Source organism: Paraburkholderia sp. MPAMCS5, assembly GCF_036016995.1.
Classification (GTDB): Bacteria; Pseudomonadota; Gammaproteobacteria; order Burkholderiales; family Burkholderiaceae; genus Paraburkholderia.
Map to the genome: position 1 here is coordinate 810571 of NZ_JAYXBK010000001.1, position 25364 is coordinate 835934.

Annotated in this window: 24 protein-coding genes and 1 pseudogene; 12 read left to right on the plus strand and 13 right to left on the minus strand. The window is 64.7% G+C overall.

Annotated elements, in window-relative coordinates:
• Positions 1-6: 6 nt before the first annotated feature.
• The gene (locus VOM14_RS03760) at positions 7-1002 is read right to left on the minus strand and encodes a LysR family transcriptional regulator (RefSeq protein WP_327627320.1); all 996 of its coding nucleotides are present in this window, start codon (positions 1000-1002) and stop codon (positions 7-9) included.
• Between the two features lie 160 nt (positions 1003-1162).
• Here VOM14_RS03760 and VOM14_RS03765 point away from each other — a divergent pair, with 160 nt between their 5' ends.
• The 6 genes from VOM14_RS03765 to rhaS all read left to right on the plus strand — a co-directional run bounded on the left by VOM14_RS03765 (position 1163) and on the right by rhaS (position 7166).
• Complete coding sequence (locus tag VOM14_RS03765) at positions 1163-1486, plus strand: L-rhamnose mutarotase (RefSeq protein WP_327627321.1); 324 nt, start codon at positions 1163-1165, stop codon at positions 1484-1486.
• Between the two features lie 40 nt (positions 1487-1526).
• Positions 1527-2420 (plus strand): amidohydrolase family protein, encoded by an 894-nt coding sequence (locus tag VOM14_RS03770; protein WP_327627322.1) that lies wholly within the window; start codon positions 1527-1529, stop codon positions 2418-2420.
• 81 nt (positions 2421-2501) lie between these two features.
• A complete protein-coding gene (locus VOM14_RS03775; protein ID WP_327627324.1) occupies positions 2502-4031 on the plus strand; it encodes a sugar ABC transporter ATP-binding protein in 1530 nt (509 codons plus the stop codon).
• Positions 4028-5095, plus strand: a complete 1068-nt coding sequence (locus VOM14_RS03780; RefSeq protein WP_327627326.1) for an ABC transporter permease — start codon at positions 4028-4030, stop codon at positions 5093-5095. Before VOM14_RS03775 ends, VOM14_RS03780 begins: the two co-directional genes overlap by 4 nt.
• Positions 5088-6104 carry an ABC transporter permease gene (locus VOM14_RS03785; protein WP_327627327.1) on the plus strand — a complete coding sequence of 339 codons (1017 nt, stop codon included), beginning with the start codon at positions 5088-5090 and terminating at the stop codon, positions 6102-6104. Before VOM14_RS03780 ends, VOM14_RS03785 begins: the two co-directional genes overlap by 8 nt.
• A 54-nt stretch (positions 6105-6158) precedes the next feature.
• The gene (gene rhaS / locus VOM14_RS03790; RefSeq protein ID WP_327627328.1) at positions 6159-7166 is read left to right on the plus strand and encodes a rhamnose ABC transporter substrate-binding protein; all 1008 of its coding nucleotides are present in this window, start codon (positions 6159-6161) and stop codon (positions 7164-7166) included.
• Positions 7167-7217: 51 nt separating this feature from the next.
• On the opposite strand, the gene VOM14_RS03795 is transcribed toward rhaS, so the two are convergent.
• The 5 genes from VOM14_RS03795 to VOM14_RS03815 all read right to left on the minus strand — a co-directional run bounded on the left by VOM14_RS03795 (position 7218) and on the right by VOM14_RS03815 (position 10775).
• Positions 7218-8384 (minus strand): CmpA/NrtA family ABC transporter substrate-binding protein, encoded by a 1167-nt coding sequence (locus tag VOM14_RS03795; protein WP_327627329.1) that lies wholly within the window; start codon positions 8382-8384, stop codon positions 7218-7220.
• A gap of 9 nt (positions 8385-8393) precedes the next feature.
• A complete protein-coding gene (locus VOM14_RS03800) occupies positions 8394-8969 on the minus strand; it encodes an ANTAR domain-containing response regulator (protein ID WP_327627330.1) in 576 nt (191 codons plus the stop codon).
• A 376-nt stretch (positions 8970-9345) separates the two neighbouring features.
• The gene (gene infA / locus VOM14_RS03805) at positions 9346-9621 is read right to left on the minus strand and encodes a translation initiation factor IF-1 (RefSeq protein WP_327627331.1); all 276 of its coding nucleotides are present in this window, start codon (positions 9619-9621) and stop codon (positions 9346-9348) included.
• Between the two features lie 151 nt (positions 9622-9772).
• Positions 9773-10054 carry a hypothetical protein gene (locus tag VOM14_RS03810; protein ID WP_327627332.1) on the minus strand — a complete coding sequence of 94 codons (282 nt, stop codon included), beginning with the start codon at positions 10052-10054 and terminating at the stop codon, positions 9773-9775.
• 502 nt (positions 10055-10556) lie between these two features.
• The gene (locus tag VOM14_RS03815; protein WP_327627333.1) at positions 10557-10775 is read right to left on the minus strand and encodes a hypothetical protein; all 219 of its coding nucleotides are present in this window, start codon (positions 10773-10775) and stop codon (positions 10557-10559) included.
• Positions 10776-10977: 202 nt separating this feature from the next.
• On the opposite strand from VOM14_RS03815, the gene VOM14_RS03820 reads away from it, so the two are divergent.
• Positions 10978-11622 carry a helix-turn-helix transcriptional regulator gene (locus VOM14_RS03820; RefSeq protein WP_327627335.1) on the plus strand — a complete coding sequence of 215 codons (645 nt, stop codon included), beginning with the start codon at positions 10978-10980 and terminating at the stop codon, positions 11620-11622.
• 39 nt (positions 11623-11661) lie between these two features.
• The gene (locus VOM14_RS03825; protein ID WP_327627337.1) at positions 11662-11865 is read left to right on the plus strand and encodes a DUF1653 domain-containing protein; all 204 of its coding nucleotides are present in this window, start codon (positions 11662-11664) and stop codon (positions 11863-11865) included.
• 83 nt (positions 11866-11948) lie between these two features.
• Here VOM14_RS03825 and VOM14_RS03830 read toward each other — a convergent pair whose 3' ends face one another.
• Together VOM14_RS03830 and VOM14_RS03835 are read right to left on the minus strand one after the other, a co-directional pair.
• Positions 11949-12257 (minus strand): 2Fe-2S iron-sulfur cluster-binding protein, encoded by a 309-nt coding sequence (locus VOM14_RS03830; protein WP_327627338.1) that lies wholly within the window; start codon positions 12255-12257, stop codon positions 11949-11951.
• A 46-nt stretch (positions 12258-12303) separates the two neighbouring features.
• Positions 12304-14301, minus strand: a complete 1998-nt coding sequence (locus tag VOM14_RS03835; RefSeq protein WP_327627339.1) for a sigma-54-dependent Fis family transcriptional regulator — start codon at positions 14299-14301, stop codon at positions 12304-12306.
• A gap of 385 nt (positions 14302-14686) precedes the next feature.
• Here VOM14_RS03835 and VOM14_RS03840 point away from each other — a divergent pair, with 385 nt between their 5' ends.
• Entirely contained in the window at positions 14687-14977 is a 291-nt protein-coding gene (locus VOM14_RS03840) for a DUF1488 domain-containing protein (RefSeq protein ID WP_327627340.1), read from the plus strand.
• A gap of 28 nt (positions 14978-15005) precedes the next feature.
• On the opposite strand, the gene VOM14_RS03845 is transcribed toward VOM14_RS03840, so the two are convergent.
• The 5 genes from VOM14_RS03845 to VOM14_RS03865 form a co-directional block, all read right to left on the minus strand.
• Positions 15006-16307 carry an NCS2 family permease gene (locus tag VOM14_RS03845; RefSeq protein WP_327627341.1) on the minus strand — a complete coding sequence of 434 codons (1302 nt, stop codon included), beginning with the start codon at positions 16305-16307 and terminating at the stop codon, positions 15006-15008.
• 281 nt (positions 16308-16588) lie between these two features.
• On the minus strand, positions 16589-16849 hold the full coding sequence (locus tag VOM14_RS03850; RefSeq protein ID WP_327627342.1) for a DUF4148 domain-containing protein: 261 nt from the start codon (positions 16847-16849) through the stop codon (positions 16589-16591).
• Between the two features lie 132 nt (positions 16850-16981).
• A complete protein-coding gene (locus tag VOM14_RS03855) occupies positions 16982-17755 on the minus strand; it encodes a slipin family protein (RefSeq protein ID WP_327627343.1) in 774 nt (257 codons plus the stop codon).
• Positions 17752-19425 carry an NfeD family protein gene (locus VOM14_RS03860; RefSeq protein ID WP_327627344.1) on the minus strand — a complete coding sequence of 558 codons (1674 nt, stop codon included), beginning with the start codon at positions 19423-19425 and terminating at the stop codon, positions 17752-17754. The genes VOM14_RS03855 and VOM14_RS03860 overlap by 4 nt, the downstream gene beginning before the upstream one ends.
• Positions 19426-19508: 83 nt before the next feature.
• Positions 19509-20549 (minus strand): AraC family transcriptional regulator, encoded by a 1041-nt coding sequence (locus VOM14_RS03865; RefSeq protein WP_327627346.1) that lies wholly within the window; start codon positions 20547-20549, stop codon positions 19509-19511.
• 211 nt (positions 20550-20760) lie between these two features.
• Here VOM14_RS03865 and VOM14_RS03870 point away from each other — a divergent pair, with 211 nt between their 5' ends.
• From VOM14_RS03870 to VOM14_RS03880, 3 genes and pseudogenes are all read left to right on the plus strand, one after another.
• A complete protein-coding gene (locus VOM14_RS03870; RefSeq protein ID WP_327627348.1) occupies positions 20761-21894 on the plus strand; it encodes an acyl-CoA dehydrogenase in 1134 nt (377 codons plus the stop codon).
• 132 nt (positions 21895-22026) lie between these two features.
• Positions 22027-23742 carry an AMP-binding protein gene (locus VOM14_RS03875; protein ID WP_327627349.1) on the plus strand — a complete coding sequence of 572 codons (1716 nt, stop codon included), beginning with the start codon at positions 22027-22029 and terminating at the stop codon, positions 23740-23742.
• Between the two features lie 78 nt (positions 23743-23820).
• Positions 23821-25359, plus strand: a pseudogene (locus tag VOM14_RS03880) (CoA-acylating methylmalonate-semialdehyde dehydrogenase); the annotation flags it as partial.
• Positions 25360-25364: the final 5 nt, after the last annotated feature.

A 25364-nucleotide genomic window follows, 5' to 3' on the forward strand; every position in this document is an offset into this window, starting at 1 on the left:
CGCATCTCAACCGGCCGCTGTCGAAGCAATCGCGGATTGCAAGGACGCGGCCGCGTCCTCACGTGCGAGACGGCGCGAGAAACCGCGCAGCAGTTCGATGAAGCGCAGCGCCGGCTCCGCGAGCGGTTCTTCCTTGCGCGTGAGAATGCCGAAGCCCGAAAGGCTCTTGCCGATTTCGAGCGGCAACGCCACGAGCAGTTTGCCGCGCAAATGATCGCGCACGACCGACTCCGGCAGCATCGCAACCGCATCGTAGTTTTCGAGCAGTTGCAGCGTGGCGAAAATCGACGCGCATTCGGTGAGATTGACCGGCGTGGCGAGCCCCGCACGCGCGAGTTCTTCTTCGAAGAGCACACGCGCCGGACTTGTGACGGGCTGCGCGACCCAGGGCCAGTCGGTCAGTTCGCGCAACGTGATGCGCGCGCGGCTTGCCAGCGGATGCACCGAGCGCACGACGAGCATCAACGTCTCGCGCGCCAGCGGTTCGAAACTGAAATCGTTGTGTTGCAAGGGACTTGTCAGGCGTCCCAGCGCAAGATCGACTTCGCGGCGATGCAGCAGTTGCACGACCTGGTCGCTGGTTTCGCCGAGAATGCGCACGTTCAGCAGCGGACTTTCGGTTTTCAGCGCAGCGACGGCCATGGCCATCAGATCGGGCGCGGCGCCCATGATCGCGCCGACGGTCAATTGCCCGTGGCCGCCACGCCGCTTCACGTCGAGGTCTTCCGCGAAACGCGTGAGTTCCGCAAGCGCGCGCCGCGCATAAGCCAGCGTGACGACGCCGAGCGGCGTGGGCGTCATGCCGCGCGCGTTGCGCTCGAAGAGCAGAAAGCCGAACGCTTCTTCGATATCGCCGAGCATGCGGCTCGCGCTCGGCTGCGCGACGTTGACCGCTTCGGCAGCCTGATGGAGATTGCGCGCGTCGTCGAGCGCGACGAGCAGCGCGAGGTGCTTGAACTTGAGCCGATTGACGAGTGCGACGGTAGCTGAGAGTTGGCTCATGGTTCCGGTGCGATTCGGTTTATGGATCGACCAATCCCAACTACGGATTGAGTTGCTATCGACGCAGGAATTATAGTCTTTGAAGACGCCGCCACGCTTCGCGCGACAGACGTGCAGCATCACGTCCGGCAAGACGTCCAACGAGAGAGAGAAGGCTGCCATGGAGACAATCGCTTTCCGGATGGTGCTCAACCCCGGCATGCGCGAGGAATACGAACGGCGTCATGCAGAAATCTGGCCGGAACTGGTTGATGCATTGCACAACGCGGGCGTGCGCGAGTACCGCATTTTCTTCGATCCCGGCACCGACCATCTTTTCGCCGTGCTCACGCGCACCACGCCTCACGGGATGGACGCGCTGCCTCAACTCGAGGTCATGCGCAAATGGTGGGACTACATGGCTGACATCATGCATACGGCTTCGGACCACACGCCGCTTCAGCAACCGCTCGAACCGGTGTTTCGTTTGAGTTCGCTCGGCTGACGCTCATGCTTTTTCACCCCTGAAACGATGGAGGCATTGCATGCAGGTTGTCGATTCGCATATCCATCTGTGGGATCTGAAGACGCACCGCTATCCGTGGCTGGAGAATCCGGGCGTGTCGTTTGTCGGCGATGCGCGCGATCTGAAGCACGACTATCTGCTTGGCGATCTTCTCGGCGAGGCGGGCGGCGTCGATGTGAAGAAACTCGTGCACGTGGAAGCCAATCACGATCCCGCTGATCCCGTCGAGGAAACGCGCTGGTTGCAATCCATTGCGGATCGCGCGGAATCGCGCGGCATGCCGAATGCGATTGTGGCCGCCGTGGATCTTTCCACGGCGAACGCCCACGCGCACATCGAAGCGCATGCGTCGTTCGCGAATACACGCGGCATCCGCCAGATTCTCAATGTGCACGAGAACAAGCTGTTCGATTACGTGGGCCGCCATTACATGCGCGAGCCGCAATGGCGCGAGAACTTCGCGCTGCTGCGCCTCTATGACATGTCGTTCGATCTGCAACTTTATCCGGCGCAAATGGAAGAGGCCGCCGCGTTGGCGCGCGCGCATGGCGAGACGCTTTTCGCCGTCAATCACGCGGGCATGTTCGTGGAGCGCAACAGCGTCGCCGGTTATCGCGCGTGGCGCGACGGCATGCGCGCGCTCGCGGGATGCAGGAATGTCCACGTGAAAATCAGCGGGCTTGCGATGTTCGATCATCAATGGACCGTGGAAAGCATGCGGCCCTATGTGCTCGAAACCATCGACACGTTCGGCGTGGAGCGCGCGATGTTCGCGTCGAACTTTCCCGTGGACCGTTTGTTCGGCTCTTACGCGGATTTATGGCATGCGTATGCATCGATCGTGGAAGGCGCGAGCGTCGCAGAGAAAGAAGCGCTCTTTTGCAGTAACGCGGAACGCTTCTATCGCATCTGACGCAGCTCGCGCGAAAGCACGAGAAACCACGAGAAACCACGCGCAAACACGCGGTTAAAACGCAAGAGAAGGAGACACGCAGTGCAGCATTCCTCATCCGCTGTGCCGAGGCTCGAACTGCGGCATGCGAGCAAATCATTTGGCCGCGTGCGCGCGCTATCCGACGGCGATCTCGCGCTGTGGCCGGGTGAAGTGCATGCGTTGCTCGGCGAAAACGGCGCGGGCAAATCGACGCTCGTGAAAATTCTCGCGGGCGTGCATCAGCCAGATAGCGGCGAATTGCTCGTCGACGGCGCGCCGCGCCGCTTCGCGACACCCGCCGAAGCGCGCGATGCCGGGCTCGCGGTGATCTATCAGGAACCGACGCTGTTCTTCGATCTCTCGATTGCCGAGAACATTTTCATGGGACGGCAGCCGGTGGATCGCATCGGCCGCATTCAATACGACGCGATGCGCCGCGAGGTGGACGGCCTGCTCGCGTCGCTCGGCGTCGACCTGCGCGCGGATCAACTGGTGCGCGGCTTGTCGATTGCGGACCAGCAGGTGATTGAAATTGCCAAGGCGTTGTCGCTGAACGCCAACGTGCTGATCATGGACGAGCCGACCGCCGCGTTGTCGCTGCCCGAGGTCGAACGGCTCTTTGCGATTGTGAGCAAGCTGCGCGAGCGCAACGTGGCGATCCTCTTCATCACGCACCGGCTCGACGAAGTCTTCGCGCTGACGCAGCGCGTCACGATCATGCGCGACGGCGCCAAGGTGTTCGACGGCTTGACGGCCGATCTCACCACCGACGCCATCGTGGCAAAAATGGTCGGCCGCGATCTGGAGACGTTCTATCCGAAGGCCGAGCGCCCGCCCGGCGAAGTGCGCCTCGCGGTGCGCGGGCTCACGCGCATAGGCGTTTTCAAGGACATTTCCTTCGACGTCCGCGCCGGCGAGATCGTCGCGCTCGCGGGTCTCGTCGGCGCGGGGCGCAGCGAAGTGGCCCGCGCGATCTTCGGCATCGACCCGCTCGATTCCGGCGAAATTCTGATCGGCGGTCAACGTCTCGCTGCGGGCAATCCCGCGACGGCGGTGCGCGCGGGCCTCGCGCTCGTGCCGGAAGACCGCCGGCAACAAGGACTCGCGCTGGAGCTGAGCATCGCGCGCAATGCGTCGATGACGGTGCTTGGCCGCCTCGTTCGGCATGGCCTCATCACAACACGTAGCGAGACGCAACTCGCGAACCAATGGGGCGCGCGGCTGCGTCTGAAAGCGGGCGATCCGAACGCGCCGGTCGGCACGCTGTCGGGCGGCAACCAGCAAAAGGTCGTGCTCGGAAAATGGCTGGCAACCGGCCCGAAAGTGTTGATCATCGACGAACCCACGCGCGGTATCGACGTGGGCGCGAAAGCCGAGGTGTATGGCGCGCTCGCCGAACTCGTGCGCGAAGGCATGGCCGTGCTGATGATTTCGAGCGAATTGCCGGAAGTGCTCGGCATGGCCGACCGCGTGCTCGTCATGCACGAGGGACGTATCAGCGCGGACATTGCGCGCGCCGAAGCGGACGAAGAGCGCATCATGGCCGCGGCGCTCGGACAACCGGTTCCACCGCTGGGGCGGGCAGCATGATGCGCCATTCTTCGACTCATCCCGCGCCGGTGCAGGCGCCGCCGCCCTTGCCGTCGAAGCGGCCCGCGGCCACACCGGGCGGCGTGGCCGCGAGCCTCGCGAAGAGCCGCGAGACGACGCTCTGCGTCGTGCTGATTCTGCTGGTCGCGGGCACCGCGCTCGCGAAGCCGCAGTTCCTGAATCTGCAAAATCTGCGTGACGTCTTGCTCAATGTGTCGATCATCAGTCTGCTCACGGCGGGCATGACGGTGGTGATCCTGATGCGTCATATCGATCTGTCGGTAGGCTCGACAGTCGGCGTCAGCGCCTACGCAGTGGGCAGCCTGTACGTCGCGTTTCCGCACATGCCGGTGATCGTCGCGCTCGCGGCGGGGCTCGCCATCGGTCTGGTGGCGGGCGGCATCAACGCGCTGCTCGTGGCGGTGGGGCGCGTGCCCTCGCTCGTCGCGACGCTTTCCACGCTCTACATCTTTCGCGGCGCGGATTACGCGTGGGTGCACGGCGGCCAGATCAACGCGACCAGTTTGCCCGACGCGTTCTCGCGTCTTGCGACCGGCACGTTGCTCGGCATACCGACGCTCGCGCTGATCGCGGTCGTCGTGCTGCTCGCACTCGCCATCTACCTGAAGCAGTTTCGCGGCGGCCGCGAGCACTACGCGATCGGCTCGAACCCGGAGGCCGCGCGTCTTGCGGGCGTCAATGTCGAGCGGCGCGTGACGGCGGGATTTCTGCTGTCCGGCGCGATTGCGGGCTTCGCTGGGGCATTGTGGCTCGCGCGTTTCGGCACCGTCGACGCCAGCACCGCGAAGGGCATCGAACTGCAAGTCGTGGCGGCCGCCGTGGTGGGCAGCGTCGCGATCACCGGCGGCGTCGGCACGATACTCGGCGCCACGCTCGGCGCGCTGGTGCTCGGCGTGATCAGCATCGCGCTCGTCGTGCTGCACGTGTCGCCGTTCTGGGAACAGGCGATTGAAGGCGCGTTGATTGTCGCCGCGATTGCCGCCGATACCTTGCTCGCCCGCTCCGTCGCCAAACGCATGATGAGAAAACGCGACCATGGCTAAACCCGATTCCGCGCTGCTCACGCGCAAACGCGAAACGCCGCTGCAATGGGAAGTGCTGCTGGTGATCGTGCTGATCCTCTCGCTCGCGCTCGGACGCGTGCTGTCGCCGGTGTTTCTGACGGGCGCGAATCTGAGCAACGTATTGGCCGATCTCACCGAAATCGCATTGATGGCGCTGCCGATGACGCTCATCGTCGTCGCGGCGGAAATCGATCTCTCGGTGGCGTCGGTGCTCGGCGCATCGAGCGCGTTGATGGGTGTGCTTTGGCACATGGGCTTGCCGATGCCGCTCGTGATCGTGCTCGTGCTGATCGCGGGCGCGCTTGCGGGGCTGCTCAACGGACTCGTGATCGTGAAGCTGAACCTGCCTTCGCTGGCGGTCACGATCGGCACGCTCGCGCTATTTCGCGGCCTCGCTTACGTGTTGCTCGGCGACCAGGCCGTGGCCGATTTTCCGGCGGCTTATACGGCCTTCGGCATGGACACGCTCGGCTCGACTTTCATCCCGCTGCCGTTCGCGATTGTGATTGTCGGCGCGGTGCTGTTCACGGTGCTGCTGCAATCCACCGCATTTGGCCGCAGCCTCTATGCGATCGGCGCGAATCCGACCGCCGCTGCGTTCTCCGGCATCGCGGTCGCGAAGATCAGGCTGCGTCTGTTCGTGTTGTCCGGCTTGATGAGCGCGCTCGCGGGCATCGTCTATACGCTGCGTTTTACCAGCGCGCGCGGCGATAACGGCGAAGGTTTCGAGTTGTCGGTGATCGCGGCGGTGCTGTTCGGCGGCGTGAGCATTTTCGGCGGACGCGGGTCGATGATCGGCGTGCTGCTGTCGCTGCTGATTATCGGCGTGCTGAAAAACGCGTTGACGCTCGACGACGTCTCCAGCGAAACGCTCACCATCGTCACGGGCGTGTTGCTGCTCGCCTCGGTGCTGATACCGAATCTGGTCGCGCGCTGGCGTGCGGCGCGCGACCGGCGTTTCATCGCGAAGTCCGCTTCTTCTTCATGACGTGATCATCAAACCCGGACACCACAACGTCCAACAACAAGCAGGAGACGCTTCATGTTCAAACCTCTACGTCACACCGGCGCGGCGGCGCTCTGCATTGCGTTGCTCGCGATCAGTTGCGCCGCGTCCGCCGCGAGCGTCAAAAGCGGCTTGAAAATCGCCTTCGTGCCGAAGCAGATCAACAACCCGTACGAAGTGATCGCCGACGACGGCGGCATGGCCGCGATCAAGGAATTCAAGGGCGTGGGCAAAGTGGTGGGGCCGTCGGATGCGGGCGCGTCGTCGCAGGTGCAGTACATCAACACGCTGATCACGCAGCGGCAGGACGCCATTGTGATCGCCGCCAACGACGCCAACGCGGTCGTGCCTTATCTGAAGAAGGCGATGTCGCAAGGCATCAAGGTCGTCACGTTCGATTCCGACACGGCGCCCGAAGGCCGGCAGTTGTTCGTCAATCAGGCGAACGCGGAAGGCATCGGACGCGGCCAGATTCAACTCGTGTCGAAGCTGATGGGCGGCGAGGGCGAGTTCGCGGTGCTGTCGGCCACGCCGAACGCGACCAATCAGAACACGTGGATCAAGTGGATGCAGGAGGAGCTGAAGAAGCCCGAGTATTCGAAGATCAAGCTCGTGAAAATCGCCTACGGCAACGACGACGATCAGAAGTCCTTCGTCGAAACGCAAGGTTTGTTGCAGGCCTATCCGAACCTGAAGGCGATTGTCGCGCCGACCACGGTGGGCATCGCGGCGGCGGCGCGTTATATCTCGTCGTCGTCGAGCAAGGGCAAGGTCGCCGTGACCGGCCTCGGCACGCCGAACCAGATGCGCGCGTTCGTGAAGAACGGCACCGTGAAGGCATTCCAGTTGTGGGACCCGAACCAGTTGGGCTATCTCGCCGGCTACGCGGCGGCGGCGCTCGCGTCGGGCACGATCAGCGGCAAGGAAGGCGAATCGTTCGATGCCGGCAAGCTCGGCAAGCGCACCATCGGGCCGCAAGGCGAGATCATTCTCGGGCCGCCGACCACCTTCGACGCGAGCAATATCGACAACTTCAATTTTTGACGGAACGGCGGCGTGCTTCGAGCCGCTGCTTCGGGGGCGGCTTTGAACCACTTACCGGCGGACTGGAAAGCCTCGCGCGAAAGCGGTGGCGCGCGTGGCGCTGTCCCACACCTTGCCGTCCATGAAGGTCGCCCCGATTTCCTCGGCGGGCAGCGGCACGTTCAGCCGCGCGGCGGCCTCGCGATACAGCTGCGTCTGGTTGATGCGCGCCGCGATTTGCGCGTAGTCGGCGCGCGCGTCGATCATGCCCCAGCGCTCGAATTGCGTCAGAAACCACGCGCCCTCGGAGGGTCGCGGATAGTTCACCGCGCCATGCTCGAAAAAGCGCACCGGCAAAGCGCGCGGCACGGAAGCGGGAAGCGCGTCGTCAAGGCGCGCGGCAATCAGTGCCTCGTCGATGCCGATATAGTCGGGCCGCGCCAGCCAGCGTGCGATCTCGCTGCGATGCCCGGCGCCGTCGAGCCAACGGCACGCTTCGAGCATCGTCTGCACGAGCGCGCGCGCGGCATGCGGATTCGCGCCGGCAAAATCGCGCCGGCACGCCAGCACTTTCTCGGGATGATCGGGCCACACTTCGCTCGTATAAGCGACGGTCCTGCCGACGCCGCGCGCTTCGGCCATCGCGTTCCATGGCTCGCCGACGCATAGGCCGTCGAGCTGGTCGCCGGCCAGCGCGGCGACCATTTGCGGCGGCGGAATCACCGCGCTCTCCATATCGCGCAATGGATGCACGCCTTGCGCGGCAAGCCAGTAATACAGCCACATCGCGTGCGTGCCGGTCGGGAAGGTTTGCGCGAACACCGGCTTGCGGCCGAGCGTGGCGAGCGCCTTCGGCAAGGTGCCGTGTTCGGCGAGCGCATCCGCGAGACGGTTCGAGAGCGTGACCGCCTGGCCGTTGCGGTTGAGCACCATCAGCACGGCCATGTCCGTTTGCGGACCGCCCAGGCCGAGCTGGACGCCGTAGACGAGGCCGTAAAGCGTATGGGCCGCGTCGAGATCGCCCGAGAGCAGCTTGTCGCGCACGGCGGCCCACGAAGGCTGGCGGCACAGTTCGAGCGTGAGGCCGTGCGCGTGGCCGAACTCGAGCAGCTTGGCGGCGACGAGCGGCGCGGCGTCGGCGAGGGCGACAAAACCGAGCCGCAAGTGGGTCTTCTCAAGCGTGCCGGCAAGCGATGGCGAAGCGAGCGATGACGAAGCGAGTGGACTGGCAGAGTTCATGGACATGCTTCACTTGAGCGATTCGGCGGCCGCGACCACTGCGCGCGCGACCTCGGCGAGCTTCACGCCCTGATTCATCGCGCGTTTGCGCAGCGTGGCGTAGGCGGCGTGCTCGGTCATTTTCTGCTGATCCATCAGCAGGCGTTTGGCGCGGTCGATCAGCTTGCGCTCGGCGAGTTCGTTCTCGACTTGCGCGAGCCGTTCGCGCAGTTGCGATTCCTGCGCGAAACGCGCGAGCGCGACTTCGAGAATGGGCGCGAGCCGTTCGGTGGCGAGGCCTTCGACGAGATAGGCGGTGACACCCGCGCCCACGGCGTCGCGAATCAACTGCTGGTTGGCGTCGTGGCTGAACATGAGCACCGGGCGCGGCGCGGTCGCGTTCATCACCGCGAGCTGTTCGAGGGTGTCGCGCGACGGCGAATCCGTATCGATGATGATCACGTCCGGCCGCTCGCTCTGCACGACGCTGTGCAGCGCGTGCGGCGTCGTGGTGCTGGCCAGCATCTCGTAGCCGAGCCGCGCGAGCGCATCACGCAGTTCGCCAATGGGCTTATCGGTATCGGTGACGAGCAGAACACGCAGCATGGAGTAGTGGCAATCGACGGCTGAACACCGTAAAAGCAACTGTCATGCCATTTGCCGCAAAGGCACTGTCTGCAAAGGAATCCGCTACTAACGACGAGTTCTCGCGATGCATCGCGCACCGCAAACGGGCATGCGAGGCCGATGCACCGAAGCGGCGCACGATCGGAGAACTAAACTGGGAGGAACGCGAACAGAACGAGAATGCGCGAGAGCGCGCGACAGACATCGCAACGAACGTCGCGACGGGACTTCTTCTTCAATCAGGCGCCGCCGCTGCGCGCCGCTCGGGTTCGACATGAGGCGAACCGGAGAAGCGCGCGAAAGGCTTCGCGAACAACGTTACTGCAAGGGGCAGCGCGTCAGACTTGTAGCGCGCTTAACGACGACGCATTTGCGAATTGGGGCGAGCTGCGCCGCCACCGCCTGCGCGTTCGTCTTTATGACGGAAATTGATCCGCCCTTTGGTCAGGTCGTAGACCGACAGTTCCAGCGTCACGCGGTCGCCCGCGAGAATACGAATGTGGTTCTTGCGCATGCGCCCGGACGCGTAGGCGCCAACCACGACGCCGTTGTCGAGCGTCACGCGGTAACGGCTGTCCGGAAGTACTTCGTCGACGATACCGTCAAGTTCAAGCAGTTCTTCTTTCGCCATGCATAACTCCTGGTCGATGGGATAAGGGGTGCGCGACGCCTTGCGGGCGGCGCTGCATCAGATACGGTTGCCGGCGGATTTCACGCCCGCTGTTTTGCGGCGCCGGCGGCTACGCCGGTTAGGCCGCTTAAAGACTGTGAGGCTTTGCAGCTTAAAGATCGGCGACCGACTGGCCGTCCACGCGGCCGTCGATCAGTTGTTCGGCGTGAGCCATGCACGCGATGCGCGCCTTGCCCGTGCCGTCGAACGGAAACAGATACTGCAGGCGAAACACCCGGCCCTCGGCCGCCGCATTGGCGCCCACGCGGCAGATACGCACCGACGCGTCGTAACCGGCGTCCGCGTTGCGGGTCGTCTGGCCGTTCGTGGGGCGGCGCGGATAGACGAGCGGGTGAATCTCATAACCTTTGTACGTCTTGACTGCTGAGTTCATCAACATGTGTCCTGTATTACGTGGCCGGCGTGTCACGCGTGTTACGCGCGCCACGACAGGCCGGCAGCGCAGCACCTAAGGCGCGCCGCCATGGAAAAAAGTTGGCACAGACCCCATGAAAAGGGCTTGAGCGCGCCGCGCAAAGTCGCGGATTCGATGGAGAAGAAACACGCGGATGTCGCGCAGACACCGGACGCGTAAAGCTGAATTAATTCAGCGGCACAACTCGCGACGGCAAATGCTGGCGGCGCATTGCCGGAGTGGTGGGATCGCCGGCGGGCGGCGGTCGAACAGCCGGAGGTGTTGCGGAGAGGCCGGTTTGAGACTGCCAGTGCTGCAAATGCGGAATACGACTATTTCAATATGATGCACTAAATACGGCTAATTGGATAGCAAAAAGTTCCATGCGCGGGCAAATCGTCCAGCCGGCGGGGCTTCGAGCAAAGCGCGAAAGAGCAGGACGGCGCGTGCAAAGAGTGCGAAAAGCGCGCGCGAAAGCGATTTAACCCGGGATCTCGGCGACGCGCTTGTGCAATTCGCGCGAAGCCGCCAGCGCAATGCGCGCGTCGTCCCACGCGGCGAGCCATTCGATTTCCTTCGACGTAAAAATCTGTCCGTGATTGCGCAGCGCATAGTGCAGCGAATCGACGATGTGATTGCGGATGATGTCCGGCGTTCTTTCGTTGTCGAGCGCGGCGCGACATGCTTCGAGCGTGGCCATCGGTTGCTCCGTGAAATGGAGGGCCTTTTATCGCGCGAGAAAATTGGCGCTCGCCACGCGGACAAAAATCGCGGCGGTCGCCGCCGCCGGGCCGGGTAGCTACAATGGCGAGTTGTCGCGCGGGGCCGCGCGCATCCCTGCGCGGCCGGTCCATCCAACACTGCGCCTCGAACCACGCGCCCTCGACCACTGCGATTCTCCCATGCGCCAGACAACCGTGCCTCCTGTGAAAGACCTGCTGCTGGAGCGCTACGCTCCCATCGCCGACGGCATCGCGGCGCTCTTCTATCCGTGTGCCGAAGTGGTGATTCACGACCTGCGCGATCAGACCATTGCGTACCTCGTGAACAATCTGTCGAAGCTCGAAGTCGGCGGTCCCTCGGTGCTCGACGAAGTGCACTATGCGGCGCGCGGCCGGACCATCGGCCCCTACGAAAAGCTCAATTGGGACGGCCGGCGCATGCGTTGCGTGAGCAATATTCTGTTCGACGACAACGGCAAGCCCGCGGGCATGCTGTGCATCAACTTCAATATCGCCGTGTTCGAAGACGTGCGTTCCACGCTCGATCTTTTCATCAAGGGCGGCAACCTGACCGAAGCGCCCGCCGAAGACCTCTTTCGCGACGACTGGCAGGACCGCATCAACACGTATTTGCACACGTGGCTGCGCGAGCGGCAGATCGGCATCAACGCGCTCACACGCGAGCACAAGCGCGAAATCGTCGAGGCGCTGCATGCGCAGGGCGCATTTCGCGGCCGCAGTTCGGCGAACTACGTCGCCGCCGTGCTGACAATGGGACGCGCGACCGTCTACAAGATTCTCAAGCAGATGAAAGAGGGCGGCTGAGTTTCGCGGCCGGGATTTCGCTTTTCAACGGAGTATTCGATGGTGCCGAACACACGCTACCGCCATTTCAAGGGCGGCATTTATGAACTCGTTTGCGAGGCGACGCTGGAGTCCGATCCGGCCGTGACGATGATCGTCTACAAAGCGAGCAACGGCTCGATCTGGACGCGTCCGGCTTCGGTGTTTTTCGAAGTGATCGAGCACGAAGGCGTGAAGGTGCCGCGCTTTGCTGTGATCGAGTGAAATGCGGGTGAAACGCCCGCGAAGGGCGATTGAAGGGCGATTGAAGCGCGATTGAAGGAAGCCTGAAGCGCGGCCGGCATGCTTCAGCGTGACGGCAAGGCCGCTGCGTCGGGCGCTTCGATCACGACATCGGTTTCGGCAATCGCGACGCACGGCAAGATGTAGCCTTCCTGTTTTTCCTCGCGGCTCAGACCCGGCCATTCAATCGTGTAGCGCACGCGTCCCGCCGTCATTTTGCACAGACATGTGCGGCACGTGCCGTTGCGGCACGAGCGCGGCAGACGCAGGTTCGCAAATCCGGCGGCTTCGAGGATGGTGAGCGAGTCGGGCGCTTCGAAACTGTGGCCAAGCGGCTCGACGCGAACCAGAGGCGGGCGGGTTGAATCGGACATCGTGTCAAGGTGTGACTGGGCGGGTCACACTTTACACGAGCGCGCTTTAGTGAGTCGTGCCGCCACGCCGCAGATAACGGTAAACCGTATTGCGCGCGAGCCCCAATTCGCGCGCGGCGGCCGATACGTTGCCGTCGAGCCGCGCGAGCGTCTGCGCGATCAACGTGGCCTGCCAGTCTTCCATGCGCGACGGCGCGGGCGCGGGCTCGCACGCTGCGCCGCCTTGCGCGCCGCTGCCAGCGTTGTCCGGCTGCGCGTGCAGCGCGGGCGTTTCATCGTTTGCCGCGGCTTCGGCGCAATCGAGCAGAAAGTCTTCGGGCAAATCGTCGAGTTCGATCTGGTCCGTCCCTTCCGCCATGATGCTTGCGGTGCGCAGCACGTTAGCCAGTTGCCGCAGATTTCCAGGCCAGCGGCATTGCATGAAGCGCTCGAGCACTTGCGCCGACACCCGGCGCGGCAACGCGTCGTCCTCGCGCCGAAGTTCGAGCATGCGCGCGACCAGCGCCGCGAGATCCGTGCGCTCGCGCAGCGCGGGCAAGGTCACGAGCAGGCCGTTGATCCGGTAATACAGATCTTCGCGGAACATGCCTTCTTCGATCATCGCGCGCAGATTGCGGTGCGTCGCGCAGACGACGCGCAGGTCCACGGAAATCGCGCCCGTCCCGCCGAGCGGCACGACGGTGCGTTCCTGCAGCACGCGCATCAGACGCACTTGCTGCGCGAGCGGCATGTCGCCGATTTCATCGAGGAAAAGCGTGCCGCCATCGGCCTGCACGATCTTGCCCACGCTGCCGCGTTTTTTCGCGCCGGTGAACGCGCCGTCTTCATAGCCGAACAGCTCGGCTTCGATCAACGTGTCCGGCAGCGACGCGCAATTCAACGCGACGAACGGCGCCGCGCGCCGCGGCGAATCGTGATGGATGGCGCGCGCGAGCCACTCCTTGCCGGTGCCCGTTTTGCCGAGGATCAGAATCGGAATGTCGCGGCCGCGCACCTTGGCGACGCGCCGCAGGACGGCGGACATTTGCGCGTCGCCGGTGTCGAGTGTTTCGAGCGTTGCGAACGGAGCAACCTGCGCCGGGTCGGCAACGCGTTGAACCCGACGCGCCGGGTTTGACGCGGCCGCGCGCGAACGCTCCGGAAAACCCTCTGCCGGCGCGACATAGCGCTGCGCCGAATATTCGCCGCGGGCGACAACCCGCACGCCGCTTGGCAGCGTGAGCACGACGTTTTCGCCCGACGCGCGCGCGATTTGCTGCAACACGCCCGCGAACGCGACGCCGAACAGCGCCTCGAACGGTTGCCTTTGCAATGCGTCGAGCGGCTGGCCGAACTGGAACAGCGCACTGCGATTCGCCGAGAGGAAAGTGCCGTCGGCAGCGAATGCGGCGAGCCCTTCGAACAGCGTGCCGATGAATTCCGCGCGCGCGTGAAAGTGCACGCGAACGGCATCGGCGAACTGATTGGAGAACAGATGGTTTTCGATCATCTGCGCCGACATTCTGACAAGCGCGAGCGTGTGCTTATGAAAGCCGCGCGTGTCGCCGCTCACATCGAGCGCGCCGATTGTGCGGCCGAACGGGTCGGCAATCGGCGCGCAGGAACAGGTGAGAATGCGGTTCGCGCGCAGAAAGTGTTCGTCGGCATGAACCACGGTGGGCTGTCCGTCGACGAGCGCCGTGCCGATCGCGTTCGTGCCGCGATCCGCCTCCGCCCACGACACGCCCGGACACAACGCGACGCGATTCGCCTTTTCGACGAAGTCGCTGTCGCCGAGACTGTGCAGGATCACGCCGTGCGTGTCGGTCAGTAGCACCATGCTTTGCGTATCGACGATCTGCGCGTGCAGCGTTTCCATGACCGGCAGCGCATGCGTATAAAGCGACTGATTGCGATCCACCAGCTCGCGCAGCGCGGGCCGGCGCAGCGGATGAAAGTCCGGCATTTCCGACGCGCGCAGCCCGACTCCCAGCGAACGGGCGTGAGCTTGCGCGAGGACATCGGGCCGGCCGATGCTGGGCGGCGTGGCAGGGCGATCGGTCAAGGCATGTCTCCGGTTATCGGACGCGGCGGGTGCGTTGCCCGCCGTTCGATACCGCAGCGCAGCATGCACGCTCGCGGCCGAACTCCGATAGTACAGGACGCAAAGCCCTATGCGTCTCAGGGAAAAACACCGCGGCGCACGCCGCATTGCGCACGCCGCGCGAACGCAGCCAGACAGCAAGGAAAACTTGCGCCGCGCGCCAACTCGTCTAAAGTGAATCAAATCATCCTCGCGCGGCGCGAACCCTATCGGCGCGCGAGGCATGACGAGCCCGCGTCGTCAGCACTAAACGAGGAGGAAAGCGAGCTGCAACGCGAAACGGTGTAACCGGCGTGCGCATTACCCCAGCGAATCATGCGCGGCGCCCCACTTCCAGGTGACTCCCATGCAGATCCTTTTCCCGAACGAAACTCCTGAATATTCAGGTCGCGAACTCACGTTGGCGTTTCCCGCGATGGTCGATGGGCAGAGGGTGGAGTGCACGATCACCGCGGAAGCGCTGGAAGATCATTTCGGCGCCGCGTCGCCGCGTCTGGAAGATATGGTCGGCGCATTCGACACGCACCGGGCGCGCATCGAGGCGGCCACGCGCCGCCTGCTGTCGGAAACGCGCGCGCAGTGCGTGGTGCTGCGAAGCGGCTACGTCCGCTTTTACGAAGCGAACTGGCGAGCCTGAGAGGGCGGCTCGCCGGGCCTGCTGGCGTTTATTCGCTGCCGAGATAGAAGTAGCGGAACAGAAAAATCGCGGCGATGATCCACACCACCAGCTTTACCTGGCGCGCGCGGCCGGTAAGCAGCTTGAGTCCCGCATACGAGATGAAGCCGAACGCGACGCCATTGGCGATCGAGTAGGTGAACGGCATCAGGAGCGCGGTCAGCGCGGCGGGCACGACTTCGGTTGCATCGTCCCACGGCAGGTCGAGCATTTCGCGCAGCATCAGGCACGACACGTAGAGCAGCGCCGGCGCCGTGGCGTAACCCGGCACCACGCCCGCGAGCGGCGCGAAGAAGAGCGCGGCGAGAAACAGCACGGCGACGGTGATCGCCGTCACGCCGGTGCGGCCGCCTGCCTGCACGCCCGAGGCGCTCTCGATATACGCGGTGGTCGACGACGTACCCAGCATCGAACCCGCCAGGATCGCGGTGCTGTCCGCGAGCAGCGCGCGGTTGAGCCGGTGCATCTTGCCTTCCACCAGCAGACCCGCGCGATTGGCGACGCCCATCAGCGTGCCGGTCGCATCGAACAGTTCGACGAGGAAGAACACCAAAATCACGTTCAGCACGCCCGTGGAAAGTGCGCCGCGAATGTCGAGCTGAAAGAGCGTCGGCGAAATGGACGGCGGCGCCGAGACGATGCCGTGAAACTGGTTGCCGCCGAAGAAAAAGCTCAGCACGGTCACGCCCACGATGCCGATCAGGATCGCGCCGCGCACGCGCAGGTAATCGAGCGTGACAATCGCAAAGAAGCCGATGATCGCGAGCACCACATGCGGGTTATGCAGATCGCCGAGCGTAACGAGCGTGGCAGGATTTCCCACCACCACGCCCGCCGTCTTCAGGGAAATGATGGCGAGAAAGAGGCCGATGCCGCCGGTAATCGCAATGCGTATGGAATGCGGAATGCCCTTGACGATCACTTCGCGCACGCGAAACAGCGTGACGATGAGAAACAGGCACCCGGAGATGAACACCGCGCCGAGCGCCGCCTGCCACGTGAAGCCCATGCCCTTCACGACCGTGTACGCGAAATACGCGTTCAGCCCCATGCCGGGCGCGAGCGCGATCGGGTAGTTCGCGTAGAGACCCATGATCAGCGAGGCGAGCGCGGCCACGATGCAGGTCGCGACGAACACGGCCTCTTTCGGCATCCCCGCGTCGCCCAGAATCGCCGGGTTCACGAAGATGATGTAGGCCATCGTCAGGAATGTGGTCAGGCCGGCTAGCACTTCCGTGCGCACGTTGGTGCCGGCGGCGTCGAGGCCGAAGTAGCGTTTTATTGAATCCATATGGCGGGTCTCTCGTCGTAGGGGCGAGATGATACCTTGCCAGCGCCCGCGGCGCAGCCGCAAGCGAATTTGCGATGTCGCGGAAAAACAGCAGGAATAGGCGGGAATAAGCCGGTTTAGCGCCGCAAATGGCGCGCCAATAGCGCCGCAAATAGCGCCGCAAATAGCGCCGCAAATAGCGCCGCAAATAGCGCCGCAAATGGCGTCGCGTGGCCGGGTTGAGGAAGCCAGCGTCCGTTGCAACCGCGGGCAGCCCGGCCTGCCGTGCGTCGGCGGGACACTTATTGCGTGATGCTCGCGCCCGGCTGCCGCGCGCGCCGTTCGGCGACGATGCGCGCCACGCGTTGCGCGTTATACGGGTAGTCGAGCCAGTCGAGCGGGTCGTAGCCGGCGGCGCGCCAGTCGGCCAGATCGGCCCTCACTTCGGCGCGCGTTTTCGGCGTCGTAGGATCGTAGGGCCGCGCCGGCGACTGCGCGAACGCGGCGCTCGCGCTGACTGCGGCTAACAGCGCGCCGAGTCCCATTCTGGAAAGCAGTTTCATGGCGAACTCCTCGTGAGCGGTTGAACACGATTCTCGTAGCATGGGTTGTGCCCCTGTTTCCAAGCGGCCGACCGAAAAGCCATGCCGTCCATGTCCTCCATGCCCTGACCAGGGCGGAGGACCATTACCGGTTCACGGCGTCTTCTGCCGGGTCAGGCGCTCCACCACCGCGTTCAGCAGATCGACGGGCAGCGGGAAGACGATGGTCGAGTTCTTGTCGGCGGCAATCGTCGTGAGGGTTTGCAGATAACGCAACTGCATGGCCTGCGGCTCGTGCGCGAGCGTCTGCGCCGCTTGCAGCAACTGCTGCGAGGCCTGCAATTCGCCTTCCGCGTGAATCACCTTCGCGCGCCGCTCGCGCTCGGCTTCGGCCTGACGGGCAATCGCGCGGATCATCGTTTCGTTGATGTCCACATGCTTGATTTCGACGATGGCCACCTTGATGCCCCACGCATCCGTCTGCGCGTCGAGCACTTTCTGGATGTCGGCGTTCAGCTGCTCGCGCTCGGCGAGCAGTTCGTCGAGATCGTGCTTGCCGAGCACGGCGCGCAGCGTGGTCTGCGATAACTGGCTGGTCGCTTCGAAGTAGCGCGCCACCTGGATCACCGCTTTTTCCGGATCGACCACGCGAAAGTACACCACCGCGTTGACCTTCACGGAGACGTTGTCGCGCGTGATCACGTCTTGCGGCGGCACGTCGAATACGACGGTGCGCAAGTCGATGCGCACCACTTGCTGCACGATTGGAATGATGAGCACGAGCCCCGGCCCCTTGACCTTCCAGAAACGCCCGAGCATGAACACGACACCGCGTTCGTACTCACGAAAAATGCGGATGGACGAAGCAATCAGCGCGGCCGCCAGCAGAATCAGAATGCTGCTGAAGCCGAATGTGAAGCCGATCATGAGGGTTTTCCTCCGAAAGAGGGTTGCTGCCGGGTTGTCCCGACAGCCGCCTCGACGGCGGCGTCGGCAGCGGCGACCGGCACCACGCTGAGCGTCAATCCTTGCCGCGCGGTGACGCGCACCGCCGCGCCCGCCGCCAGCGGGACCGGGCTCGACACGCGCCAGCGCTCGCCGTTGACCTGCGCCCAGCCCGCGGGCGCGCTGTCCGCCATGGCGGCGTCGGCGAGCAAACCGGCGTCGAGCACCACGCCGACGCTGCCGATCATCCCTTCCGAGCCGGTCACCACCGGGCGGCGGCGCGCGCTCAGCGCGAGCCGCGACACGCCAAGCACGAACACCACGCTGAAGACGACGACGCCCGCGATCATCGGCAGCGGAATGCCGTAGCCGGGCACGTCGGTGTCGATCAGCATCAGCGCGCCGATCACGAACGCGACGATGCCGCCAAAGCCGAGCGAACCGAAGGTCGGCAAAAACGCCTCGCCGATCAGGAACGCGATGCCGAGAAAGATGAGGCCGAGGCCGACGTAGTTGATCGGCAGCATCTGCATTGCGAAGAGCGCGACCAGCAGACTGATCGCGCCGACGACGCCCGGCAGCACGAAGCCCGGATTGGCGAATTCGAAGAACAGGCCGTACATGCCGAGCATCAGCAGCATCAGCGCGACGTTCGGATCGGTGATCACCGCGAGGAAATGGCTGCGCCAGTCGGCTTCCAGCGTGACGACCGGCGCGTGGGCCGTCGCGAGCGTGACGGTGCCCGCGCTCGTCGTGAGCGTGCGGCCGTCGAGCTGGCGCAGCAGATCGGGCACGTCGCGCGCGTTCAGATCGACGACATGCTGCGCGAGCGCGTCGGCGGCCGTCAGGCTCACGGCCTCGCGCACCGCGCGTTCGGCCCAGTCGGCGTTGCGTCCGCGCATCTGCGCAAGGCCGCGGATGTAGGCGGCAGCGTCATGAACCTGCTTGCGCAGTTCCGTCGATTGCGTGTCGAGCGGCAGGGCGCCCGCCGCGCCGCTTGCCGTGCCGCTCGTTGCGCCGCTGGCCGCGCCTGCCGTGGCCGAAGCCGGCGCCGGCGCCGGCGCCGGCGGCGCCTGGCCGCCCGTGCCCGGCAAACCCGGCGTGCCGCCGCCCGGCGGTTCGGCGCCGCCGATGCCCATCTGGATCGGCGTGGCCGCGCCGAGATTGGTGCCGGGCGCCATCGCCGCGATATGGCTGGCGTAGACGATATACGTGCCGGCGCTCGCCGCCCGCGCGCCGCTCGGCGCGATGAACGTGGCGACCGGAACCGGCGACGCAAGAATCGCCTTGATGATCTGCCGCATCGACGTATCGAGCCCGCCGGGCGTATCGAGTTGCAGCACGGCGAGTTGCGCGTGATCGTCGGCGGCGCGCTGCAGGCTTCGCACGATGAAGTCCGCGCTCGCCGGGCCGATCGCGCCGTTCAGCGGAATCACCACGACGCCGTGGTTCGGCACGCGCGCCGTGGCAGCCTGCGCGGCTTCGGCCGGAAGTGGTGCAAAGGAAATGCAGTATTCGCACGACGCGAAGGCAAATGCCAAAAGCAGGCCGAACGCGGTCATGCCGCGCATCAACCGGCGCACCACGCCGCCGCGGATAGGCGGCCTGCGTGCGCCGGACTGCCGGAACGGGAGACGCGGATACGTGCTCATCGCTAACGGCCGCCGCGCGCTGCCGACGGGTATCGGCCGGCGCGGGCCGGCGCTCCAGGGAAGGCTGGCCTGCTGCTAACAGCTTAGTCCGATTCCGCGCGCCGCGTGAGGTCCGCGCGCGCGGCCGGGCGATAGTCGGTCGGACGCATGCCGGTCCATTTGCGAAACGCGCGATGAAACGCGCTTGGCTCCGCAAAGCCGACCGACGCGGCGATGTCCGCGATCGTGCGCCCGGATTGCTGCAATTCGCCGATGGCGATGTCGCGCCGCAAGTCGTCCTTGATCGACTGATAGGTATAGCCTTCCTGCTTCAGACGCCGCCGCATGGTCGCCTCCGCGACGTGCAGACGGGCGGCCATCTGATCGGCGGCGGGCCAGGTTGTCATCGGCAGCGCGCGCAGCGTCTTGCGCACGCGCGCGGCGAGCGAGCCTGGATTGCGGTATTTGACGATGAAGCTCGCCGGCGCGTCGCGCAGAAACGGGCGCGCCGAGTTCGCCGTCTGAATCACCGGCAGGTCGAGAAAGACCGAAGAGAGATCCACATACGACGCCGGCTGATCGAATGTCATGTCGTCGCAGAACATCAGCCGGTATTCGTGCGCGGCGGGCGGCTCGGCGCAGCGAAAGCGCGCCTCGATCAAGGGAATGCGCCGCCCGACCAGCCAGCACAGCAGCCCATACACGACGATGAAATACGTCGCGTACGCGAACATGGCGGGCGGCTTCGCGCCCTTGCGCTCGACGAAGTGTAGGCGCACGCGCTGCGCGTCCGTCTCAATGCTCGCGCCAAGGTCGTCCAGCACGAGCCGCATGAAGCCGACCGCGCGCGCGAGCGCCTGCGCGCCGTTGCGCGCGGTCAGCGCGGTCTGCGTCATCGCGATGAAGCTGCCGCATTTCATACGATGCGAGTCCTGGCCGAAGAATTCGTCGTCGAGCGTGCGGGCGATGCCCGCCCACAGCGCGCCGTATTGCGCCGACGACACGCGGCTTTTCGGCGACGCCAGAATCGGCGCGGCGATGCCGGCGGCTTCCGCGAGCGGCAGCGCATCGAAGCCGCGTGCCCTGGCGAGCGCGAGCGCTTCCTCGACGAGACTCACGGAAATCGTGCCTTTGTCGGTTTTCATGCAACTCCGTTGGAAAGAATGGCCGGGATGGCAATCGCGCTCAACATTTCGCGTGTGCCGATTCGCCGGGCCCTTCACGAAACCGGCTCGGTGCGCGTGCCATGGTATCAGTATGGCAAATGCGCTCATCCATGTTGATCGCGCTGAGCATCGAAGGCGGCGGGCGGCTTGCCTACACTTGGCCTCGAACGCAAGCACAGGATCCGAGCGCATGGACAGCCTTTATACCGACGAACAACGGATGATCCGCGACGCCGCGCGCGACTTCGCCACCGAGCGCCTCGCGCCGAACGCCGCGCAATGGGACCGCGACGCGCAACTGCCCGCCGGCGTGGTGCGGCAGATGGGCGAGCTTGGTTTTCTCGGCATGATCGTGCCGCCGGAATGGGGCGGCTCTTACACCGACTACGTGGCCTACGCGCTCGCGCTCGAAGAGATCGCCGCGGGCTGCGCCGCGTGCGCGACGATGATGAGCGTGCACAACTCAGTCGGCTGCGGGCCGATTCTCAATTTCGGCAGCGAGGCGCAAAAAGACCGCTATTTGCAGGATCTCGCGACGGGCCGGCGCATCGGCGCGTTTTGCCTGACCGAGCCGCAGGCGGGTTCGGAGGCGAACAATCTGCGCACGCGTGCCGTGCTGCGCGACGGCAAGTGGGTGCTCAACGGCAGCAAGCAGTTCGTGACCAACGGCGCGCGCGCCGACCTCGCGATCGTGTTCGCGGTCACCGACCCGGATCGCGGCAAGCGCGGCTTGTCCGCGTTCATCGTGCCGACGGATACGCCGGGCTTCAACGTCGGCAAGCCGGAACACAAGCTCGGCATTCGCGCGTCCGACACGTGCCCGATTTCGCTCGACGAATGCGCGATTCCTGACGCGAACCTGCTCGGCGAACCGGGCGAGGGCTTGCGCATCGCGCTGTCGAATCTCGAAGGCGGGCGTATCGGCATTGCCGCGCAAGCGGTGGGCATCGCGCGTGCCGCGTTCGACGCCGCGCGCCAGTACGCCGCCGCGCGCATGCAGTTCGGCAAGGCGCTGAAGGACCATCAGACCATCGCCAACATGCTCGCCGACATGGCCACACGCCTGAACGCCGCGCGCCTGCTCGTGCATCACGCGGCGCGGCTGCGCTCGGCGGGCGCGCCGTGTTTGTCGGAGGCGTCGCAGGCGAAGCTGTTCGCGTCGGAGACCGCCGAGCAGGTCTGCTCGAACGCGATCCAGATTCATGGCGGCTACGGCTATCTCCAGGACTACGCGGTGGAGCGCCACTATCGCGACGCCCGCATCACGCAGATTTACGAAGGAACCAGCGAAGTGCAGCGCATGGTGATCGCGCGTCATGTTTAAACGCGAGGCGACCGGCGTTTTGAGCGCAAAATAGCTTGCAGCAAAAAAAGCAGCGAAGCCAGGCCGAGTAAAAAGCCGAGTAAAAAGCCGAGTAAAAAAGCGGACAGATACCGCGCCCATCAGGAGACGACCATGACTGCAGCGAAAGCCTTTTTCGACGCGCGTGACCTGTTATTGCGCCATCGAACCGACTACGAACGCGCTTACCGGGAGTTCGCGTGGCCCGCGTTGGACGAGTTCAACTGGGCGCTCGACTACTTCGACGTGATCGCGCGCGGCAACGACAATCCCGCGTTGTGGATCGTGGACGACCCGGCGGCCGACGGCCTGCGTCTGTCGTTTGCGCAGATGTCGGAGCGCTCTGCACGCATGGCCAATTTTCTGCGCGGCGTGGGCGTGAAGCGCGGCGACCGTGTGCTGCTGATGCTGCCGAACCGCGTCGAACTGTGGGACGTGATGCTCGCCGCGATGAAGCTCGGCGCGATCGTGCTGCCCGCCACGACCCAGCTTTGCGCCGACGACGTACGCGACCGCGTGCAGATCGGCGGCGCGAACTTCGTGGTGGTGGATAGCGCGGAGCTGTCCAAATTCGATTCGCTCGATGTGCCGCTGACGCGTCTGTCAGCCGGCGCGCCGCGCGACGGCTGGATCGATCTTGCCGCCGCCTATGACGCCTCGCCGCAATTCACGCCCGACGGCGTGACGCGCGCCACCGATCCGCTGCTGCTTTACTTCACGTCCGGCACGACGTCCAAGCCGAAGCTCGTCGAGCATACGCATCAGAGCTATCCGGTCGGGCATCTGTCCACCATGTACTGGATCGGGCTGCAACCGAACGACATCCATTGGAATATCAGTTCGCCCGGCTGGGCCAAGCACGCGTGGAGCTGCTTCTTCGCGCCGTGGAATGCACAGGCTTGCGTGTTCGTTTTCAACTTCGCGCGCTTCGTGCCCAAAGACACGCTCGACGTGCTGGTGCGTTTCAACGTCACAACGCTGTGCGCGCCGCCCACGGTCTGGCGCATGCTCGTGCAGGAGCATCTCGCCGATTTTCCGGTGAAGCTGCGCGAGATCGTCGGGGCGGGCGAGCCGCTGAATCCGGAGATCATCGAGCGTGTGAAGCACGCGTGGGACATCACGATTCGCGATGGTTTCGGACAGACGGAAACCACCTGCCAGATCGGCAATTCGCCGGGACAACCGGTTGTGGCCGGGTCGATGGGACGGCCCTTGCCGGGCTATCGCATCGAGCTTCTCGACGCGGACGATCAGCCCGTCACGGAAGGCGAGATCGCGTTGCCGATCGGAACAAATGACGGGCAGGACGGATGGCAACGTCCGCTCGGCCTCATGACCGGCTACGCGAACAACGAGAAGGCGAGCGCGCAAGCCATGCGCAACGGTTTTTACCGCACGTCCGATGTCGCGCTGCGCCGCGACGACGGCTACTACGTGTATGTAGGCCGTGCCGACGACGTTTTCAAATCGTCCGATTACCGGCTGAGCCCTTTCGAACTCGAAAGCGTGCTGATCGAACACGAAGCGATAGGCGAAGCGGCCGTCGTGCCGAGCGCCGACGCGCTGCGGCTCTCCGTGCCCAAGGCGTTCGTCACCGTGCGCCAGGGCTACGAAGCCGGGCCCGAACTCGCGCGCGCCGTGTTCGCGTTCTCGCGCGAAAAACTCGCACCGTATAAGCGGATTCGCCGTCTGCAATTCAGCGAGTTGCCGAAAACCATCTCCGGCAAGATTCGCCGCGTCGAATTGCGGCGCCGCGAACTTGAACGCGAAGCCGAACCCGCGCGCTTGCCGGGCGAGTTCTGGGAAGAAGATTTCCCGGATCTGCGGTGAACGCGGCCGAACCCGGTTCAGTTTTTTATTTTCAGTCACTGTCCGGCCGCCGCGCGGCCACTGCACAGGAGTTTCAGCATGAGCGCACTTGCTTCGAACCACGCCGCGTCCGATGCCGCCAAGGCGGTTCCCACCGTCAAGCTGCTGATCAACGGCGAGTTCGTCGAATCGAAAAGCGCTGAATGGCGCGACATCGTCAACCCCGCGACGCAACAGGTGCTGGCGCGCGTGCCGTTCGCGACCGCCGACGAAGTCAACGAAGCGATCCGCTCGGCGCATGCCGCGTTCAGCACGTGGAAGGACACGCCGATCGGCGCGCGCATGCGCATCATGCTGAAGTATCAGGCGCTGATTCGCGAGCATATGCCGCGCATCGCGAAGATCTTGAGCGCGGAGCAGGGCAAGACGCTGCCCGACGCCGAAGGCGACATCTTCCGCGGGCTCGAAGTGGTCGAGCATGCCTGCTCGATCGGCACCTTGCAGCAGGGCGAATTCGCGGAGAACGTGGCGGGCGGCGTCGACACATACACGCTGCGGCAGCCGCTCGGCGTGTGCGCGGGCATCACGCCGTTCAACTTCCCCGCGATGATCCCGCTATGGATGTTCCCGATGGCGATCGTCTGCGGCAATACCTTCGTGCTGAAGCCTTCCGAGCAGGACCCGATGTCGACCATGCAACTGGTCGAACTCGCGCTCGAAGCGGGCGTGCCGAAAGGCGTGCTGAATGTGGTGCACGGCGGCAAGGATGTGGTGGACACGCTCTGCACGCATGAACTCGTGAAGGCGGTTTCGTTCGTCGGCTCGACGGCGGTCGGCACGCACGTGTATCGCCTCGGCAGCGAACACGGCAAGCGCGTGCAATCCATGATGGGCGCGAAAAACCACGCCGTCGTGTTGCCCGACGCGAACCGCGAGCAGACCTTGAACGCGCTTGCGGGCGCGGGTTTCGGCGCGGCCGGGCAGCGCTGCATGGCGACATCGGTGGTGGTGCTGGTGGGCGCCGCGCAGCAATGGCTGCCGGAGATCGTCGCGAAAGCGAAGACGCTGAAGGTCAACGCAGGCAACGAGCCGAACACCGATATCGGCCCGGTGGTCTCGCGTGCCGCGAAGGCGCGCATTCTCGGGCTGATCGAGGCGGGCGTGAAGGAAGGCGCGACGCTCGCGCTCGACGGCCGCGACGTGAAGGTGCCCGGCTACGAGCACGGCAATTTCATCGGCCCGACGATTTTCACGGACGTCGGCACGGAGATGGACATCTATCGCACGGAAATTTTCGGACCGGTGCTGCTCGTGCTGAATGCGGCCACGCTCGACGAGGCCATCGCGTTGGTGAACCGCAATCCGTACGGCAACGGCGTCGGCCTGTTCACGCAAAGCGGCGCGGCGGCGCGCAAGTTCCAGAGCGAAATAGATATTGGCCAGGTGGGCATCAACATTCCGATTCCGGTGCCTGTGCCGTTTTTCAGCTTCACCGGTTCGCGCGGTTCGAAACTCGGCGATCTCGGCCCGTATGGCAAACAGGTCGTGCAGTTCTACACGCAGACCAAGACCGTCACCGCGCGCTGGTTCGACGACGACACCGTGAACGACGGCGTGAACACGACCATCAGCCTGCGCCGAAC

Bases quoted from the DNA above. Each gene is read 5' to 3' on its own strand.
- VOM14_RS03795 (WP_327627329.1), bottom strand. From the start codon at position 8,384: ATGAACTCTGCCAGTCCACTCGCTTCGTCATCGCTCGCTTCGCCATCG.
- infA (WP_327627331.1), bottom strand. From the start codon at position 9,621: ATGGCGAAAGAAGAACTGCTTGAACTTGACGGTATCGTCGACGAAGTA.
- VOM14_RS03865 (WP_327627346.1), bottom strand. From the start codon at position 20,549: ATGAAAACCGACAAAGGCACGATTTCCGTGAGTCTCGTCGAGGAAGCG.
- VOM14_RS03860 (WP_327627344.1), bottom strand. From the start codon at position 19,425: ATGAGCACGTATCCGCGTCTCCCGTTCCGGCAGTCCGGCGCACGCAGG.
- VOM14_RS03875 (WP_327627349.1), top strand. From the start codon at position 22,027: ATGACTGCAGCGAAAGCCTTTTTCGACGCGCGTGACCTGTTATTGCGC.
- VOM14_RS03845 (WP_327627341.1), bottom strand. From the start codon at position 16,307: ATGGATTCAATAAAACGCTACTTCGGCCTCGACGCCGCCGGCACCAAC.
- VOM14_RS03800 (WP_327627330.1), bottom strand. From the start codon at position 8,969: ATGCTGCGTGTTCTGCTCGTCACCGATACCGATAAGCCCATTGGCGAA.
- VOM14_RS03770 (WP_327627322.1), top strand. From the start codon at position 1,527: ATGCAGGTTGTCGATTCGCATATCCATCTGTGGGATCTGAAGACGCAC.
- VOM14_RS03855 (WP_327627343.1), bottom strand. From the start codon at position 17,755: ATGATCGGCTTCACATTCGGCTTCAGCAGCATTCTGATTCTGCTGGCG.
- VOM14_RS03840 (WP_327627340.1), top strand. From the start codon at position 14,687: ATGCAGATCCTTTTCCCGAACGAAACTCCTGAATATTCAGGTCGCGAA.
- VOM14_RS03780 (WP_327627326.1), top strand. From the start codon at position 4,028: ATGATGCGCCATTCTTCGACTCATCCCGCGCCGGTGCAGGCGCCGCCG.
- VOM14_RS03765 (WP_327627321.1), top strand. From the start codon at position 1,163: ATGGAGACAATCGCTTTCCGGATGGTGCTCAACCCCGGCATGCGCGAG.
- VOM14_RS03830 (WP_327627338.1), bottom strand. From the start codon at position 12,257: ATGTCCGATTCAACCCGCCCGCCTCTGGTTCGCGTCGAGCCGCTTGGC.
- VOM14_RS03850 (WP_327627342.1), bottom strand. From the start codon at position 16,849: ATGAAACTGCTTTCCAGAATGGGACTCGGCGCGCTGTTAGCCGCAGTC.
- VOM14_RS03785 (WP_327627327.1), top strand. From the start codon at position 5,088: ATGGCTAAACCCGATTCCGCGCTGCTCACGCGCAAACGCGAAACGCCG.
- VOM14_RS03825 (WP_327627337.1), top strand. From the start codon at position 11,662: ATGGTGCCGAACACACGCTACCGCCATTTCAAGGGCGGCATTTATGAA.
- VOM14_RS03870 (WP_327627348.1), top strand. From the start codon at position 20,761: ATGGACAGCCTTTATACCGACGAACAACGGATGATCCGCGACGCCGCG.
- VOM14_RS03820 (WP_327627335.1), top strand. From the start codon at position 10,978: ATGCGCCAGACAACCGTGCCTCCTGTGAAAGACCTGCTGCTGGAGCGC.
- VOM14_RS03760 (WP_327627320.1), bottom strand. From the start codon at position 1,002: ATGAGCCAACTCTCAGCTACCGTCGCACTCGTCAATCGGCTCAAGTTC.
- VOM14_RS03810 (WP_327627332.1), bottom strand. From the start codon at position 10,054: ATGAACTCAGCAGTCAAGACGTACAAAGGTTATGAGATTCACCCGCTC.
- VOM14_RS03815 (WP_327627333.1), bottom strand. From the start codon at position 10,775: ATGGCCACGCTCGAAGCATGTCGCGCCGCGCTCGACAACGAAAGAACG.
- rhaS (WP_327627328.1), top strand. From the start codon at position 6,159: ATGTTCAAACCTCTACGTCACACCGGCGCGGCGGCGCTCTGCATTGCG.